The sequence below is a fragment of the Methylosinus sp. Ce-a6 genome (assembly GCF_009811655.1).
Classification (GTDB): domain Bacteria; phylum Pseudomonadota; class Alphaproteobacteria; order Rhizobiales; family Beijerinckiaceae; genus Methylosinus.
Window position 1 is genome coordinate 25,738 of sequence record NZ_BGJX01000001.1, and the last position, 14,264, is coordinate 40,001.

The following is a 14,264-nucleotide window of genomic DNA, read 5'->3' on the forward strand; positions in this document are numbered from 1 at the left end:
CTAGCTCGCCAGCTCCTTCAGCCCGCGGCGGATGAGCGCGCCCGTATCCGCCGCCTCGCCGATCGCCTCGAGGCTCCTGGCCACGGCCGCCGCCGCCTGCGGCCTGCCATAGCCGAGATTGACCAGCGCCGAGATGGCGTCTTGCGCGGCCTGGGGCGCCGCCGCCGGCTCCTCGCCGGAGAGGCGCGCGACGATCGGGTCGACGCCGGCGAAGGCCGGGGCCTTGTCCTTCAGCTCCGCGACGATGCGCGCGGCGAGCTTCGGCCCGACGCCCGAGGCGCGCGCCACCATCGCCTTGTCTTGGGCCCCGATGGCCGAGGCGAGCTCGCCCGGCGCGAGAATGGAGAGAATGGCGAGCGCCACTTTCGAGCCCACGCCCTGCACGCTCTGCAACAGGCGGAACCAGTCGCGCTCGGCCTCCGAGGAAAAGCCGAAGAGGCGGATCGCATCCTCGCGCACCTGCGTCTCTATGGCGAGCGAGGCCGCCTCCCCGACAGGAGGCAGCTTCTGCAAGGTGCGCGTCGAGCAATTCACCACATAGCCGACGCCATGCACGTCGAGAATGACGAAGTCCTCGCCATAGGAATCGACGATTCCTTTGAGCTTGCCGATCACCGCGCCGTCTCCGCGAGCCGGCGCGCGGCGGCGCGGCCGGCGCGATGATGGGCGTGGCAAATGGCGACGGCCAGCGCGTCGGCGGCGTCCGCGCTCTCGGCGCGGCTCGCGGGCAGCAGCACGCGCACCATCATGGCGATCTGCGCCTTGTCGGCGTGGCCATTGCCGACCACGGTCTTTTTGACGACATTGGCGGCATATTCCTCCACCTCGAGCCCGGCGAGCGCCGGCGCCGCCAGCGCGACGCCACGCGCCTGTCCGAGCTTCAAGGCCGATTGCGGATCGCGATTGACGAAGGTCTCCTCCACCGCCGCCTCATGCGGCGAAAGCTCCTCGATGATGCGCGCGAGGCCGCGCTGCAATTGCGCGAGCCGCTCGCCCATGGAGGCGGCGCCGTCCGAATGCAGCGAGCCGCAAGCGACGAAGGAGAGCCGCGAGCCGCGCGACGCCTCGACCACCCCCCAGCCCGTGTTGCGGAGGCCCGGGTCTATGCCGAGGATGCGAATCGTCTCGTCCGTCATGGCGGGAGGTTAGGGGGAAAGGGGGGGGAAAAGAAGTCCTCCTCCAGCGTAGAGACAGCCCACGATCAGACTTTCAGTTTTCAGGGAACGCCAGTTTGACCCAAATTACAGCGCCTGGGGGATGAATGTATGGACATTCTACGGAATACCGCTTCGGCTTTTTGATCACCCAGGCATACACAGATCGGTAGGGCAAAGGCACGATTGTCCAATCGAATCGGACACAATGGCGATCGACGCTCTCAGCGAGTTGAATACGATCAAGAGGTCCAACAACGTCGAAAAGTTCAGCTTCGCCGACGACAGCCCCGCTACCGGAGCGAATCAGACCTATACGCCCCCGTATAGCGGTGCGAGTGCCCCTGAGTTCCCAGGTTTTCAATCCGTCGAGAATTAATGAAACCCACGGCTCGCGGATAATTAATCCTTTTGGCGGATAATCATGTTGGCGGACAAACATGTGGTATGTGACCTGACAGGTAAGCTGGATCGCCGCACATCATGTTAGGGACAATTTGGAAACGTGTGGTAGCGTCATCCTGAATTTCACACTTTGGTAGCAGAAAAATGGCCAATAGCATGGCTCTCTGGTACGAGTGCTGGAGAGAAAACGCATCAAATATCACTCCAGCAGAGGTCGAAGTCCATCTCAACCTGTGGCGCCACATTGCGAGAACGAGCATCGAATCGAACTTCCTCGATGTTGGACTTCTGTTCTCAAATGCATATGAGATCGGTGCCGTCTACCTGTTTATTCCAACCGAGGTCGATGAAGGCCAGATTGAGGATCTCAGTGGGCGACTTCAGAACAATAGGCTTCTCAGCGCCGTCTTCAATGACGTGATTCGCGTTGGGACTAATGACGAAAACGGTTGCTTTTCGACTATTCGTCGAAACGCGCACTATCTGAATTTCCATTCAGCAAAGCTGAATAGTGACTTCAGTCTCTCACCCGTTTACCAAGACAGGGCACTTGTAGGCACGCTCATACGCTTTGAGCGCTCATTCTGTCAAAAGCTTCATTCACCCGGTCGACAGTATATTCGGATACGATTTAACTTAAACGAAAAAGGCGCATGCGCTTTTAGCATAAAGAGAAACGGGCACGGAGACTTCATTGTCAGCACGATTCTGAGCGAGGAGTTCACCGAGCTGCGCTTCAACGAAATGAGAAACTTGCCTCGCGATATAACGCAGAGGATAGGCATAGGACGAGCATTCAATATCAACGCGATGCATTGTTTTCTTATTCGAGATATGAGCTTTGAATTAGTCGCATCACATGCCTCGATGCATAAGATGCGCCGAATGGAGGACGACCTATGGTGCGGGTATCTGCCACCATCCGTTCCGAAGCGAGATTTATCGAAGATGCTCGTTTACCATTGGCGAAATATGGACGCTACCGGGATCGATAGTTTTGTTACGCTCGCGCGCTTCCGCCAGCCACGCGAAGCCCTTCACTGGTACGTCCCCGGCATAGTTGCCCTAGGTGCGATTGGCAGTGGCGTCGAAGGTTCCATTTCCAATTACTTCGGCGATAGCAATCTCAAAGCCACCGGGTCACTCCTCGTTGGCGTCGCGGTTATCCTTTTAATTTTTTTTTCCGGCAGATGGCTGCTTCGACGACTCAAATTCACAGGATGGCGGCGAGTCCCCAGGTGACTTTTTGAATGCCCCATGTAGGAATGCGGCCATGAAAGCGAGATCGAATCAATCAGCGGATCAACGCAGCGTGGGAGCTCCCATCGCTACGCTAATCAGCATGACTGCTGTGTATGAGCGAATTGAGCATCTTTCTGTGTTCTATCCGAATTTCGAGAGCTGGTTTTGGGACATCGTCATACCCGGCATAGCCGACGGATCGCGGCTTGTGCATCCGGTGATGCGTGACGATCGAATCGTAGGCGTTGTTATCGCCAAGTCTGCCACACATGAAAAAAAAATCTGCACCGTTTGGGTTGAAGACCCTTTCAAGGGACGAGGACTTGGCGTGCGCCTTATCCGCTTGGGCTGCAATTGGCTCAAAACGGCCCGTCCACTCGCTACGGTTCCTGAAGAGCGCATGTCCGAACTCTCGGGTATTCTTGCACGGCTGGGCTTTGAGCAAACGGGCAAAGTCCTCTCCTTCTACCGACCGGGAAAGACCGAGTATATCTATAATGGCCTCGGGAACTCTTTCAATTCTTGATGCGATCAAACTCTCGAATCAATGTTTGGACGTCCCCGCTTTGGATGATTGCAAGCGGCACGCCTGAAATGCATGCCCACTCTCGTGATGCAGCAATCTCGATGTCCTGAAGCACCGAGACCTCCACCTCGGAATTTCGCTTTCCCTTTTCCACACGTCTGATAGCGATCTGGCCCGGATCGTCCACGATGGCAATGATCGCGTCGAGTGGCAACTGAGTTCCCAACTCGGGCCAGACCGGAAGCGGTCCTTTACCAGTCTCTATCATTGCATGCCCGTCGAAGATAAGCCTGCCGCCAAAATGCGCGTCCAGACCAACCATCTCATCAATTAATGCTCTTTGATTTTCAATCGCCTCGTTGGGAGACAAATTCTGTATAGGGCGACCCAGCTGCAGAAGTAATTCGCTTGCGCGAGCGTAACCATAATTCCGGCGCAGTTGCCTCGCCGCGTTGATCGTGTAGGTCTTTCCGACACCAGAGACCCCAGTGACTAGAAACACAGCGTTGCCTCCGTTTCTAATATGCGCGTGGGCTGTCTCTGAACCCTTTGAGCAGGTTGAGTCACCTACCGAGTGTCCCGGATATGAAGCCACGAGCCATTTACAGGAGCGTATCCCACCTACCAAGGCCGAGCGGGGCTTATTCAGTTCCCGGATAGCCTCGATGAATCAGCTCCCCTCACCTCCCCCACCCCACACAACATCATCCCCACGCGCAGCTCCGCCGCGAACATATCCAGCACATCCTCCACGCCCCCCTGCCCCGCCGCGGCCAGCGCATAGGCGTAGGCGCGGCCCAGCAGCACGCCCTTCGCGCCCAGCGCCAGCAGGCGCAGGACGTCGAGGCCGGAGCGAACGCCCGAATCGGCGAAGAGCAAAAGATCGTCGCCCACCGCGTCGGCGATCCTCGGCAACATGCGCGCCACGGAGGGCGCGCCGTCGAGCTGGCGGCCGCCGTGATTGGAGACGACGATCGCCTCCACGCCGCAGCGCACGGCGTCGCGGGCGTCGGTCTCGTCCAGCACGCCCTTCAAAATGATGCGGCCCGGCCAGCGGTCGCGCACCCAGTCCAGCGTCGACCAGTCGAGCGTCGGATCGACATTCGCGGCGATGTCGCGCAGATAATTCTGCTGCTTCATCGCGCCGCCGAGATAGGCCACGACATTGCCGAGATCATGCGGCCGGCCCATGAGGCCGACATCGAAAGCCCAGGCCGGCTTGGCGAGCGCCTGCAACAGGCGCCTTTGCGCCGCGAATGGGCCGGACATTCCGGAATGCGCGTCGCGATAGCGAATCCCCAGCGCCGGCAGATCGACGGTGAAGACGAGATGCTCGACGTTCGAAGCGCGCGCCCGCGCGAGCATATTCTCCATGAAGCCGCGATCTTTCAGCATATAGAGCTGCAGCCAGATCGGCCGCGCGCTCGCCGCGGCGACCTCCTCTATCGGGCAGACTGCGAGCGTGGAGAGAATGAAGGGCACGCCCTTTTTCGCCGCCGCCCGCGCGCCCTGAACCTCGCCGCGCCGCGCGAACATGCCCGACATGCCGATGGGCGCGATGAGCAAGGGCAGCGAGGCGGCGACTCCGAGCCACTCTGTGGAAAGATCGACGCTCTCGACGCCCTGCATCACGCGCTGGCGCAGCGTGACGCTCTGAAGATCGGCGATATTGGCGGCGAGCGTGCGCTCGGCGCCGGCGCCGCCATCTATGTAGTCGAACAGAAAGCGCGGCAGCCGTCGCCGCGCGGCCGCGCGATAGTCCAAGGCGGAAGAGACGATCATTGCGGGTCTTTCGAGAATTTCACCACTCTCACGCGAATTTGCCGATCGCCTTGGCGGAGGCGACGCCGCGGAAGGTGTGGAAATTGGGGCTCGCGCCGGTGTCGCGGCAATAGCGGGCGAAATCGTCGGCGCTGACGTCGATCATGACGACGTCCCATCCGCTGTTGCGCCAATTGGCGATCTCCTTCGTCTGGAGACGGAGCCATTTTTCGTAAGTGTCGGCCGGATAATTATCGACCGTATGGCGCAAGATCTCGTGATCGGCCGCGGCGACGCGCGGGAGATAGGTCGTCGGCACTCGGCTTCTCCCGCATGGAATTCGCGCGCACGCCGTCGTCGCCGCCCGGTTCGACGACGAGCCGGCTCTCTAGAAGGCGACCTCGCGCCGGATGAAGAGCGCCGGAGCGCTCTATCATTCTCTCTTTGGAGCGAATTCTGACCGATCGAACGATTCCGTTCGATCGGAAAGCGCTCTAGCCTTGTCGCTTCTCGATCTGGCCGATCGCGTCCACGACGGCGTCGAAGGTCAGGAGCGTCGAGGCGTGACGCGATTTGAAATCGCGCACCGGCTCCAAAATGGCGATGTCCTGCCATTTTCCTTCCGGAGGAGCGCCGTTTTCCTTCAACATCTTGCGGACGGTCTCGCGCAGGTCGCGCAGCTCTCGCGGCGTGGAGCCGACGATATTGCGCGCCATGATCGAGGAGGCCGCCTGGCCGAGCGCGCAGGCTTTGACCTCATGTGCGAAATCCGCCACTTTTCCGTCGGATAGTGTGACGTCGACCGTCACCGTCGATCCGCACAGCTTGGAATGGGCGGTGGCGCTGGCGTCTGGAGCCGCGAGACGGCCGACGCGCGGTATCTGCGCGGCGAGTTCCAGGATGCGCTGGTTGTAGACTTGATCGAGCATTGTGGCCGATAAGTTGCTAGCGGGGGGTTACGTGGAAATCTTCCACTGAGTATATAATCCCGCGGGCCGCCTTGAAAGCGGCCGTCTTCCCCGAAGTGGTCGGGCCCGTCGTTTCTCTGGAGGCGCCACATGGATGCCGTGGTTAAGTCCTTGCTCGACCGTCCCGCGACGGCCGAGACGCCCGTCCAACGTCCGTCCCGCGAGGAAGCGGAAGCGGCGGTGCGCGTGCTGCTGCGCTGGGCGGGGGACAATCCCGACCGCGAAGGTCTGCAGGAGACGCCGCGCCGCGTCGTGAAGGCCTATGAGGAGTTCTTCCGCGGCTATCAGGAAGACGCCGGCGAGGAGCTCGCGCGCGTCTTCGAGGAGGTCGAGGGCTATGACGACCTCGTGCTGGTGCGCGACATCCCCTTCTTCTCGCATTGCGAGCATCACGTCGTTCCCTTTGTCGGAAAAGCGCATATCGCCTATTATCCGACCGGCGGCGTCGTCGGCCTCTCCAAGCTCGCGCGTCTCGTCGACGTCTACGCCCGAAGGTTGCAGACGCAGGAGGCGATGACGGCGCAGATCGCCACCGCGATCGATCAGCATCTGACGCCGCGCGGCGTCGCCGTGCTGGTCGAGGCGGAGCATATGTGCATGTCCATGCGCGGCGTGATGAAGCAGGGCTCGTCCACCGTGACGGTGCAGTTCTCGGGCGTGTTTCGCGACGATCCAACCGAGCAGGTGCATTTCTACACGCTGCTGCGCGGCGGCCGCTGAGGCGCGCGCGTCCTTTTTCGGAGAAGCGCCATGTCCGCCTTGCCGCCGGCCGAGGCCCGCGAGATCGAAGAGGGCGCAGCCTTCGCGCCGCGCTATGACGCGCAAGGGCTCATTGTCTGCGTGACCGTCGAGGCGGCGACCAAAGAGGTGCTCATGGTCGCCTATATGAACGAGCTGGCGCTGGCCAAGACGATCGAGACCGGCGTCGCGCATTATTGGTCGCGCTCGCGGCAGAGCCTGTGGCGCAAGGGCGACACCTCCGGCCAGGTGCAGAAACTGGTCTCGCTCGAGGTCGATTGCGACCAGGACGCGCTCTTGGTGACGGTCGAGCCCGGCGGCGACGGCAAAGCCTGCCACACGGGCCGAAAATCCTGCTTCTATCGGCGCTTGGACCCCGCCTCCGGCCGTCTCGTCCTCGACCGCTGACCGCCGGCCCCACGGGGCTCGAGCCCTCGCCATCGAAACAGGAAAGACTCGGAACGCTGTTGCTTCGACGCAACCCCGAAGCGGCGTCCGCTTCGGCTGGAAACGCTCCTCGCGTTCCGGGTGGCGCGCCCTGCGCCGTTAACCCGCCGGCTACTTTCTGCGCGCAGCCTTCGTCCCAATATAAGCAAAAAATGGCGTCACGGCAGCAATATGAGGAGCGCCTCGATGACCGCCTTCTTTCGCAATCCGTTCGACAGATGGACGGGAGACGGCGGAGCCGTCGCGCCCCCGCTCGGCGCCCCGGCGGCGCCCGAGCCCGAAACGCCCGCGGCGCGGCCGAAGATCGGCCTGGCGCTCGGCGCGGGCGCGGCGCGCGGCTGGTCGCATATCGGCGTGCTGCGCGAGCTCGCGGCGCATGGGATCGTCCCGGATGTCGTCGCCGGCACCTCGATCGGCGCCGTCGTGGGCGGCTGCTACGCCGCCGGCAAGCTGGACGCGGTCGAGACCTTCGCGCGTTCGCTGACCAAGCGGCGCGTCTTCACCTTCATGGACCTCTCCTTCTCCGGCATGAGCCTCATCGGCGGCGAGCGGCTGCGGGCCGCGCTGGAGAAGGAGCTCGCCGAGCTTTCGATCGAGGAGCTGCCGGTCGCCTTCGCCGCGGTCGCGACCGAGGTCGGCACCGGCCATGAGGTCTGGCTGAAGCGTGGGGCTCTGGCGCCGGCGGTGCGCGCCTCCTACGCCCTGCCCGGCATTTTCGAGCCCGTGCGCATCGGCGACCGCTGGCTCTTCGACGGCGCCCTCGTCAATCCGATCCCGATCACCGTCTGCCGCGCGCTGGGCGCCGATTTCGTCATTGCGGTGAATGTCACCGCCGACACGATGTATCGCTCCCATGTGATCCACGACCACCACGCCCACGCCGCCGGCGGCCGAGCGGAAGCGGGCGCGCCCTTCGGAGCCGCCTCGGAGCCAGGCCTCGCGGCGCAGCTGCTGCCGCGCTATTTCCACCGCCGTCGCGGCGCCGCGCCCAATGTCGCGGCGTCCATGATCGACGCCTTCAACATCATTCAGGACCGCATATTGCGCTCGCGCATGGCGGGCGATCCGCCCGACGCGACGATCCACGCGCGTCACGAGGACGTCGGCATGTTCGACTTCCACCGCGCCGAGGAACTGATCGAGCTCGGCCACGAGGCGACCAAGCGGTCGCTGCCCAATATTTTCGCGCATATCCCGCTCGTCGGCGCGACGCCGTGACCGACCGGCGCCGCACTCCGAGCGATTCCGACGTCGCCGACGAGAGCCGCTTTCAGGCCGTCGCTATATAGGCGCGCAATTCCAGGCGCTCGGCCTCGATCTCGTCGATCCGGCATTTGACCACATCGCCGATCGACACGAGGCCGGCGAGACGTCCGTCGCGCATGACCGGCAGATGGCGGCGGCGCTCGACCGTCATCGCCTCCATCGTCGCCTCGAGCGTGTCGTGTTCCGCGATCGACATGGGATCGGAGGTCATGAAGCGCGCGACCTCGTCGCAGAGCGCTTCGACGCCGCGCCGCGCGATGGCGGCGACGATGTCGCGCTCGGTGATGAGCCCGACGACCTCGTCATTCGCGTCGACGACGACGAGCGCCCCAATGCCGCGGCGAGTCAATTCCTCCGCCACTTGGAGCAATGTCCGTTCAGGTGTGATGGTGACGACCTCCGCCCCCTTGCGAGCGAGTATGCGGGCGACATTCATATTGAAACCCCTCCCCTATCGCTTGTTATCGCACTCTATCACGGCCCCCTTCACGCCGGCGGTCGAAGGCGCCGAACAAGAGAAGGCCCGCCGTGAAACCTCCGACATGCGCCTCCCAGGCGATCTGCTCCGTCGCCCCCGCCGCCCCGGGGAACAGGCCGAAGATCAGATTGACCGCGAACCAGAGCCCCACGAAGGCGAGCGCGCGCCGATTGGACCAAAGCTCCGAAAGGCTCGCCGCGCGACGCGACGAATGAGACGCGCCCGACTCCGAATCCTGGGTAAAAGCGAAACGCGCGCTCGCCGCCATGGTTCCAGAAATCGCCGCCGAGGCGCCGACGACCGGGCCGAGATCGAAAGGATGGACCGCAAAATGCGTCGCCGCGCCCGCCGCCGCCGTCAACGCCATGAAGGCGAGGAATCGGGCTGGGCCGAAACGGCGCGCCAGCGGCGAGCCGAAGGCCGCGAGCGTCACGCCATTGACGGCGAGATGCGTCCAATTGGCGTGGAGCAGCGCATAGGTCGCGAACGTCCACCAGGGCAGCCGCTCGGCGCCGAGCGCGACGGCGACGTCGCTCGCCTCGATCCCCGGCCCGAGATGTTCGCCGATGGCGCGCATGAAGGCGTCCGGCGCCAGCACGACGGATATCCGTCCCGGAACGAAGGCCAGAGTCGAGAAAATCTCGGCGACCGAGGCCGCCGGCAGCGCGCCGAGCGCGAATTGGATTGCCGCCAGCGCCGCCAGCAGCGCCGTGACCTCACGGGGCAGATTGAAGATTTTCTCCCTGCCGGCGCCAGCCTCTGAGCGCTCGTTCATGTCTCGCCCGTCTCTCTTGGCCGCCGAAGCCGCCGTGGTTAACCGATTTCTTGCGCTGGCACGCCGCCTGCTCTTCAGCTCACGCCGCCTGGAAGCGGGCGGCAGGGCGCGCCGATTCGACGCAAAGTCCTAAACGATACGCCGTCTTGGAAACAAAATGAGACACAAGGTCAACCAGCAACTCTACGCCTATTGGAGCCGCTTGAAAGGGGCGCGATCCGCGCCCGAGCGATCCGAGATCGACCCGGCGGAGATTCGCGAGGCGCTGCCCGACTCCTTCATGATCGAGATCGACGCGAGCGGGCGGTTCCCGATGCGCCTGTGCGGCACGCGGATGAATGCGCTCTGGCTCGACGAGCAGAAGGGCAAATCCTTTCTCGACCTATGGTCTCTCGAAGATCGCCGGACGCTCGCCTCCGTCCTGCTGACGGTCATAGACGGTGTGGCCCCCGTGGTCGCCGGCGTCGAAGGACGCGCCGGCGACGAGGGCGACATGTTGGAGCTGGAACTGCTCCTGCTGCCGTTGCGCCATTTTGGCAAAACACATTCCCGCGTTCTCGGCGCTCTCGCGCCCGCGCGCCGGCCGCGCTGGCTCGGCGTCGCGCCGGCCAACCCGCTGCGGCTGAAATCCTTTCGCGTCATCGCGCCGAGCGAGGCGCGCGCTCGTCTCATGGATCCGGTCGGCCGCCGTGTGGCGCGTCCCGCCTCGGCGGGACGCCCGGAGCTCGTTCTCTATCTGGGCGGAAAGGCGTAATATCGCGTTGGTCAGCCAGTAGCGCGCCCCCGAGAAGGGGCGCGCCGACTGGGCGGACGATTACTTCGCGACCTGCTTGAGCTCTTCGTTGGCCCCCTTCACATGTTCGGCGGCCGGCGCGAGATGGTTCTGGCGGGCCTCGTCGATCGCGGCCTTGAGGTGGTCGATCGCGGCCGCGAGATGCGCGTCGGGCTTGAACTTCTGCAAAGACTCGGCCTTTTCCAGCGCGAGATCGGCATGATAGGCGAGCAGCCCGGCGTCCTTCAGCTTGACCTGGGTGATCGCTTCGTCGACGTGATGGGCGGCCTGCTCGAGCCGGTCGTCGGCCCATGCGAGCGTCGAGGCGAAAAGTGCGCCGCCGAAAGCGAGCGTGAGAGCGGCGGTTTTGAAGTTCATGGTCGTTTCCTCATGATCCAGCGACTCGCGCATCGTCCACTGAACGATTTGTTACGGCCGCCGATGATCGTGTCCCGCATTTAAATGCAAGTCGGGGCGGCTTACCAGCCCGAGAGACGGACTTTCGGCCGCGCCCGCCGCGACTCACCAGAATTTCCATGCTGCGAGCAGGCCTTTCTGCGCCGCCTGGCGGTCCTGCTCCTTCAGCTCCGAAAAGATCTGCCGCGCGCTCGCGCGCAACTCGAGCAGCCGCTCGTCGGAAACGTCGAAATCGACGACCGCCGAGCGCAATTCGCGGCGCGCGGAGTCGAGCTTCTCTTGCAACAGGGCGATCAGGGAATTCTTTGCCATTGCTCTCTCACTCGCTTGGGCGAGCCTGAGAGCGGGAGCGGGAAATCGCTCGAATTCCCTCGAGGGGCCTCAATCAGATTCGCCGGCTGGGCCAATGTCCGAGGCCCTCGGTTTTGCTTTTGAACGCCCACGCTCGAGCGTCACGGCGATTATCTCGAAATCTTCGCTCTTTCGCAATCGGGCCGCAGAAACCTTCACGGCCGCCCGACGACGAAGCTGCACGTCGCGCAGTATCTTGAATTCTTTCGGTATCGACGCATTTTGCGTCGCAGCGATGACACCGTCGCCGATCAAATCGAAACACATCGCCCGGTTTTCGCCGCCTGGCCCGCCGCCCCTACCGCCGCGGGCGGCTCTTGCCCACTTAGGCGAGAAAGCCCGAGCACAATTGCGGAGGAGGATGAGGATGGGCGATCAGATCGAGCTTTCGCTGGCGCTCGAGCGCGGCGACGCGGAGACGCTGCTGGAATGCCTCGAGCGTCAGCTCGAGGCGCTGCAGAAGATCGAGCTGGACGCCGGCCCCGAGCTCTTCGCCTCGGCGCAACGCGAGAAGGCGTCCCTCATTCCCGTCATAATGGCGCTGGAGAGCGCTCTGAGGACGAGCCGGCGCCATTGAGCGGCGCCGCCATCGTCATCGGGCGCCCCGCGCGTCATTGAATGATGAGATCGGCCTGCAAGGCTCCTGCGGATTTGATCGCCTGAAGGATGGAGATGATCCCCGTCGGCTTGAGGCCGATCTGATTGAGCCCGCGCACCAGAGTGCGCAGAGTCGGCCCCTCGAGCGTGGCGACGCCGCCGACTTCCTCCGTCGCCGTGATGCGCGTCTGAGTTGTGACGGTCGTCCTGCCGTTGGAGAAAGGCGCAGGCTGCGAGACTTCCGGCGTCTCGTTGATGCGCACGGTGAGGCCGCCATGCGTCAATGCGACGGGCGATATCTTCACATCCTGGCCGATCACCACCGTGCCCGTGCGCTCGTCGATGACGACGCGAGCGGGCGTGCTCGGCTCGACGCGCAGCTCGCCGATCTCGGCGAGCAGCCGCGTCGCGCCGCCGCGCGTCGAGGTCAGCGCGACGCTGCGATTGTCGCGTTCGCGCGCGAGCCGTTGATGATATTTTCCCTGCGTATAGCGATTGATGGCGTCGGCGATGCGCACCGCCGTCTCGAAATCCGGATTGCGCAGCTCGAGCACCAGCGAGCCGTTCTCGCCCGACGGCCGCGGCGCCTCGCGCTCTATCGTCGCGCCATTGGGAATGCGCCCGACCGTCGCGACGCCATGAGTCAGCGTCTCGTTCTGCCCGCCGACGGCAAAGCCCGAGACCGCGATCGGCCCTTGCGCGATCGCATAGACATTGCCGTCTATGCCGGTGAGCGAGGTGAGCAGCAGCGTGCCGCCCATGAGCGAAGTGGCGTCGCCCATAGCCGAAACGGTGACGTCGATCGTCGATCCCCAGCCGACGAAGGGCGGCAGCGCGGCAGTGACCATCACCGCGGCGAGATTGCGCGTGCGCAAAATGTTGTTGCGCACATTGACGCCGAGCCGATCCAGCATGGAGGACACCGATTGCTCGGTGAAAGGCGCGTTGCGCAGCGTGTCGCCGGTTCCCTGCAGACCGACGACGAGGCCATAGCCGAGAAGCTGATATTCCCGCACGCCGCGCGGAAAAGTGATGTCCTTGATGCGCACAGAGGCGAGCGCCGGCGCGCTCATCAGCAGGAGCAGGGCGAGCGCGACGAGCCTGCGCATCAGCCCTCGCTCACGCGAATCGAGCCGTCCGCCTGCACGCGACCGGTGACGACGAGGCCGCTGTCCTGATTGCGCACGCGAATGAGATCGCCGACCGCGCCGGGCTGGAGCGCCGAGCCATAGGCGATGATGACCATGCCGCCCTCGTCGAAGACGATCTTGACCTGCGCATTGATGGAAACGACTTTCGGCGCGTCGACCGCGATCGGGGGAATCGGCTGGTCGGGAAGGAGCGTGCGCCGCGCGACCTTGCCGACGAGCGCATTTTTCGTCTCCGCGACGGAACCGCCGGAGCCGACGCCGAAGGGGCGCTCGACGAGCATGGATTCGCGAATGACCTCGCCGGGATAGATGACGGCGACCGGCACGGGGAGCATGCGCTCCTCCGCGCATAATGGCGAGAGACCGCACAATGCCGCGGCCAGCGCCGAGGCGACGAGCCGCGGAAGGCGCATCATCTGATTCCCTTCGAGACGGTGCCCTCCATCTCGTCCACCGCCTGGATCACCTTCGAGCTCAGCTCGAAGGCGCGCTGCGCGGAGATGAGATTGACGAGCTCCTTGACCGGATCGACGTTGGAACTCTCGAGATAAAATTGACTGAGCGTGCCGAAGCCCGGATCGCCGGGCACGCCGACGACCGGCGCGCCCGAGGCGAGCGTCTGGCGGAAAAGATTGCCGCCAAGCGCCTCGAGACCCGATTCGTTGGCGAAATTGGCGATCGTCAATTGCCCGAGCTGCTGCGGAGCCGTCTGGCCGCCGATCGTCGCCGAGACGAGACCGGACTGATTGATCGTGATCGCGGTCGCATTGTTGGGAATGACGATGGTCGGCGTCACCAGATAGCCGTCGCCCGTCACCAATTGCCCCATCGCGTTGGTGCTGAAGGAGCCGGCGCGCGTATAGACCGTCTCGCTGTCCGGCCCGACGATCTGGAACCAGCCGCGGCCCTGCAGCGCGAGGTCGAGCTGATTGCCGGTCTGCGTGAGCGAGCCTTGCGTCTGCAGGCTGCGGATCGCGGCGAGCCGCACGCCGAGGCCGGTCTGCGACCCTTCCGGGATCATCGCGTCGCGGCCGCGGTTGGAGACGCCCTGCAGGCGATCCACCTGATAGAGCAGATCGGTGAACTCCGCGCGCGAGCGCTTGAACGCCGTCGTGTTGATATTGGCGATATTGTTGGAGAGGACTTCGATGTTCTGCTGCTGGGCGTTCATGCCCGTAGCCGCGATGGCGAGCGCACGCATGGATTTGCCGATCCT

Annotated in this window: 22 protein-coding genes; 7 read left to right on the plus strand and 15 right to left on the minus strand. The window is 63.7% G+C overall.

Annotation, left to right across the window (positions count from 1 at the left end):
• From ruvA to Mspo_RS20235, 3 genes are all read right to left on the minus strand, one after another.
• Entirely contained in the window at positions 1–615 is a 615-nt protein-coding gene (ruvA, locus tag Mspo_RS00150; protein WP_159725920.1) for a Holliday junction branch migration protein RuvA, read from the minus strand.
• Positions 612–1,136, minus strand: a complete 525-nt coding sequence (gene ruvC, locus Mspo_RS00155) for a crossover junction endodeoxyribonuclease RuvC (RefSeq protein WP_159725921.1) — start codon at positions 1,134–1,136, stop codon at positions 612–614. Before ruvC ends, ruvA begins: the two co-directional genes overlap by 4 nt.
• 73 nt (positions 1,137–1,209) lie before the next feature.
• On the minus strand, positions 1,210–1,596 hold the full coding sequence (locus Mspo_RS20235; RefSeq protein WP_159725922.1) for an ASCH domain-containing protein: 387 nt from the start codon (positions 1,594–1,596) through the stop codon (positions 1,210–1,212).
• A gap of 107 nt (positions 1,597–1,703) precedes the next feature.
• On the opposite strand from Mspo_RS20235, the gene Mspo_RS00165 reads away from it, so the two are divergent.
• On the plus strand, positions 1,704–2,801 hold the full coding sequence (locus Mspo_RS00165) for a hypothetical protein (RefSeq protein WP_159725923.1): 1,098 nt from the start codon (positions 1,704–1,706) through the stop codon (positions 2,799–2,801).
• A gap of 31 nt (positions 2,802–2,832) precedes the next feature.
• Entirely contained in the window at positions 2,833–3,327 is a 495-nt protein-coding gene (locus tag Mspo_RS00170; protein ID WP_159725924.1) for a GNAT family N-acetyltransferase, read from the plus strand.
• Here Mspo_RS00170 and Mspo_RS00175 read toward each other — a convergent pair.
• The 4 genes from Mspo_RS00175 to Mspo_RS00190 form a co-directional block, all read right to left on the minus strand.
• Positions 3,317–3,829, minus strand: coding sequence for an AAA family ATPase (locus Mspo_RS00175; RefSeq protein WP_159725925.1), 513 nt, complete (start codon positions 3,827–3,829; stop codon positions 3,317–3,319). The genes Mspo_RS00170 and Mspo_RS00175 overlap by 11 nt on opposite strands.
• Positions 3,830–3,972: 143 nt before the next feature.
• Positions 3,973–5,109: an L-lactate dehydrogenase gene (locus Mspo_RS00180; RefSeq protein ID WP_159725926.1), complete on the minus strand. Its 1,137-nt coding sequence runs from the start codon at positions 5,107–5,109 to the stop codon at positions 3,973–3,975.
• A gap of 28 nt (positions 5,110–5,137) precedes the next feature.
• Positions 5,138–5,407, minus strand: a complete 270-nt coding sequence (locus Mspo_RS00185; RefSeq protein WP_159725927.1) for a hypothetical protein — start codon at positions 5,405–5,407, stop codon at positions 5,138–5,140.
• A gap of 175 nt (positions 5,408–5,582) precedes the next feature.
• On the minus strand, positions 5,583–6,017 hold the full coding sequence (locus tag Mspo_RS00190; protein ID WP_159725928.1) for an iron-sulfur cluster assembly scaffold protein: 435 nt from the start codon (positions 6,015–6,017) through the stop codon (positions 5,583–5,585).
• Positions 6,018–6,146: 129 nt separating this feature from the next.
• Between Mspo_RS00190 and folE the strand changes: the two genes are divergently transcribed.
• From folE to Mspo_RS00205, 3 genes are all read left to right on the plus strand, one after another.
• Positions 6,147–6,776, plus strand: coding sequence for a GTP cyclohydrolase I FolE (folE, locus tag Mspo_RS00195; RefSeq protein WP_159725929.1), 630 nt, complete (start codon positions 6,147–6,149; stop codon positions 6,774–6,776).
• Between the two features lie 30 nt (positions 6,777–6,806).
• Positions 6,807–7,202 (plus strand): phosphoribosyl-AMP cyclohydrolase, encoded by a 396-nt coding sequence (gene hisI, locus Mspo_RS00200; RefSeq protein WP_159725930.1) that lies wholly within the window; start codon positions 6,807–6,809, stop codon positions 7,200–7,202.
• A gap of 225 nt (positions 7,203–7,427) precedes the next feature.
• The gene (locus tag Mspo_RS00205) at positions 7,428–8,459 is read left to right on the plus strand and encodes a patatin-like phospholipase family protein (protein WP_159725931.1); all 1,032 of its coding nucleotides are present in this window, start codon (positions 7,428–7,430) and stop codon (positions 8,457–8,459) included.
• 52 nt (positions 8,460–8,511) lie between these two features.
• On the opposite strand, the gene Mspo_RS00210 is transcribed toward Mspo_RS00205, so the two are convergent.
• Positions 8,512–8,943, minus strand: coding sequence for a CBS domain-containing protein (locus Mspo_RS00210; RefSeq protein WP_159725932.1), 432 nt, complete (start codon positions 8,941–8,943; stop codon positions 8,512–8,514).
• Positions 8,944–8,968: 25 nt separating this feature from the next.
• Positions 8,969–9,760 (minus strand): rhomboid family intramembrane serine protease, encoded by a 792-nt coding sequence (locus Mspo_RS00215; RefSeq protein WP_159725933.1) that lies wholly within the window; start codon positions 9,758–9,760, stop codon positions 8,969–8,971.
• Between the two features lie 157 nt (positions 9,761–9,917).
• On the opposite strand from Mspo_RS00215, the gene Mspo_RS00220 reads away from it, so the two are divergent.
• A complete protein-coding gene (locus Mspo_RS00220; protein WP_159725934.1) occupies positions 9,918–10,514 on the plus strand; it encodes a PAS domain-containing protein in 597 nt (198 codons plus the stop codon).
• 60 nt (positions 10,515–10,574) lie between these two features.
• On the opposite strand, the gene smbP is transcribed toward Mspo_RS00220, so the two are convergent.
• The 3 genes from smbP to Mspo_RS00235 all read right to left on the minus strand — a co-directional run bounded on the left by smbP (position 10,575) and on the right by Mspo_RS00235 (position 11,567).
• Positions 10,575–10,910 carry a small metal-binding protein SmbP gene (smbP, locus tag Mspo_RS00225; RefSeq protein WP_244612995.1) on the minus strand — a complete coding sequence of 112 codons (336 nt, stop codon included), beginning with the start codon at positions 10,908–10,910 and terminating at the stop codon, positions 10,575–10,577.
• A 144-nt stretch (positions 10,911–11,054) separates the two neighbouring features.
• Positions 11,055–11,261 carry a hypothetical protein gene (locus tag Mspo_RS00230; protein WP_159725936.1) on the minus strand — a complete coding sequence of 69 codons (207 nt, stop codon included), beginning with the start codon at positions 11,259–11,261 and terminating at the stop codon, positions 11,055–11,057.
• Positions 11,262–11,330: 69 nt separating this feature from the next.
• Entirely contained in the window at positions 11,331–11,567 is a 237-nt protein-coding gene (locus Mspo_RS00235) for a hypothetical protein (RefSeq protein ID WP_159725937.1), read from the minus strand.
• A gap of 100 nt (positions 11,568–11,667) precedes the next feature.
• On the opposite strand from Mspo_RS00235, the gene Mspo_RS00240 reads away from it, so the two are divergent.
• Positions 11,668–11,877: a hypothetical protein gene (locus Mspo_RS00240; protein ID WP_159725938.1), complete on the plus strand. Its 210-nt coding sequence runs from the start codon at positions 11,668–11,670 to the stop codon at positions 11,875–11,877.
• Positions 11,878–11,911: 34 nt separating this feature from the next.
• Here Mspo_RS00240 and flgI read toward each other — a convergent pair whose 3' ends face one another.
• From flgI to flgG, 3 genes are read right to left on the minus strand one after another with little or no spacing between them, the layout of a single operon-like run.
• Positions 11,912–13,006: a flagellar basal body P-ring protein FlgI gene (gene flgI / locus Mspo_RS00245; protein WP_159725939.1), complete on the minus strand. Its 1,095-nt coding sequence runs from the start codon at positions 13,004–13,006 to the stop codon at positions 11,912–11,914.
• The gene (gene flgA / locus Mspo_RS00250; RefSeq protein WP_159725940.1) at positions 13,006–13,464 is read right to left on the minus strand and encodes a flagellar basal body P-ring formation chaperone FlgA; all 459 of its coding nucleotides are present in this window, start codon (positions 13,462–13,464) and stop codon (positions 13,006–13,008) included. Before flgA ends, flgI begins: the two co-directional genes overlap by 1 nt.
• A complete protein-coding gene (gene flgG / locus Mspo_RS00255; protein ID WP_159725941.1) occupies positions 13,461–14,249 on the minus strand; it encodes a flagellar basal-body rod protein FlgG in 789 nt (262 codons plus the stop codon). The genes flgA and flgG overlap by 4 nt, the downstream gene beginning before the upstream one ends.
• Positions 14,250–14,264 lie beyond the last annotated feature (15 nt).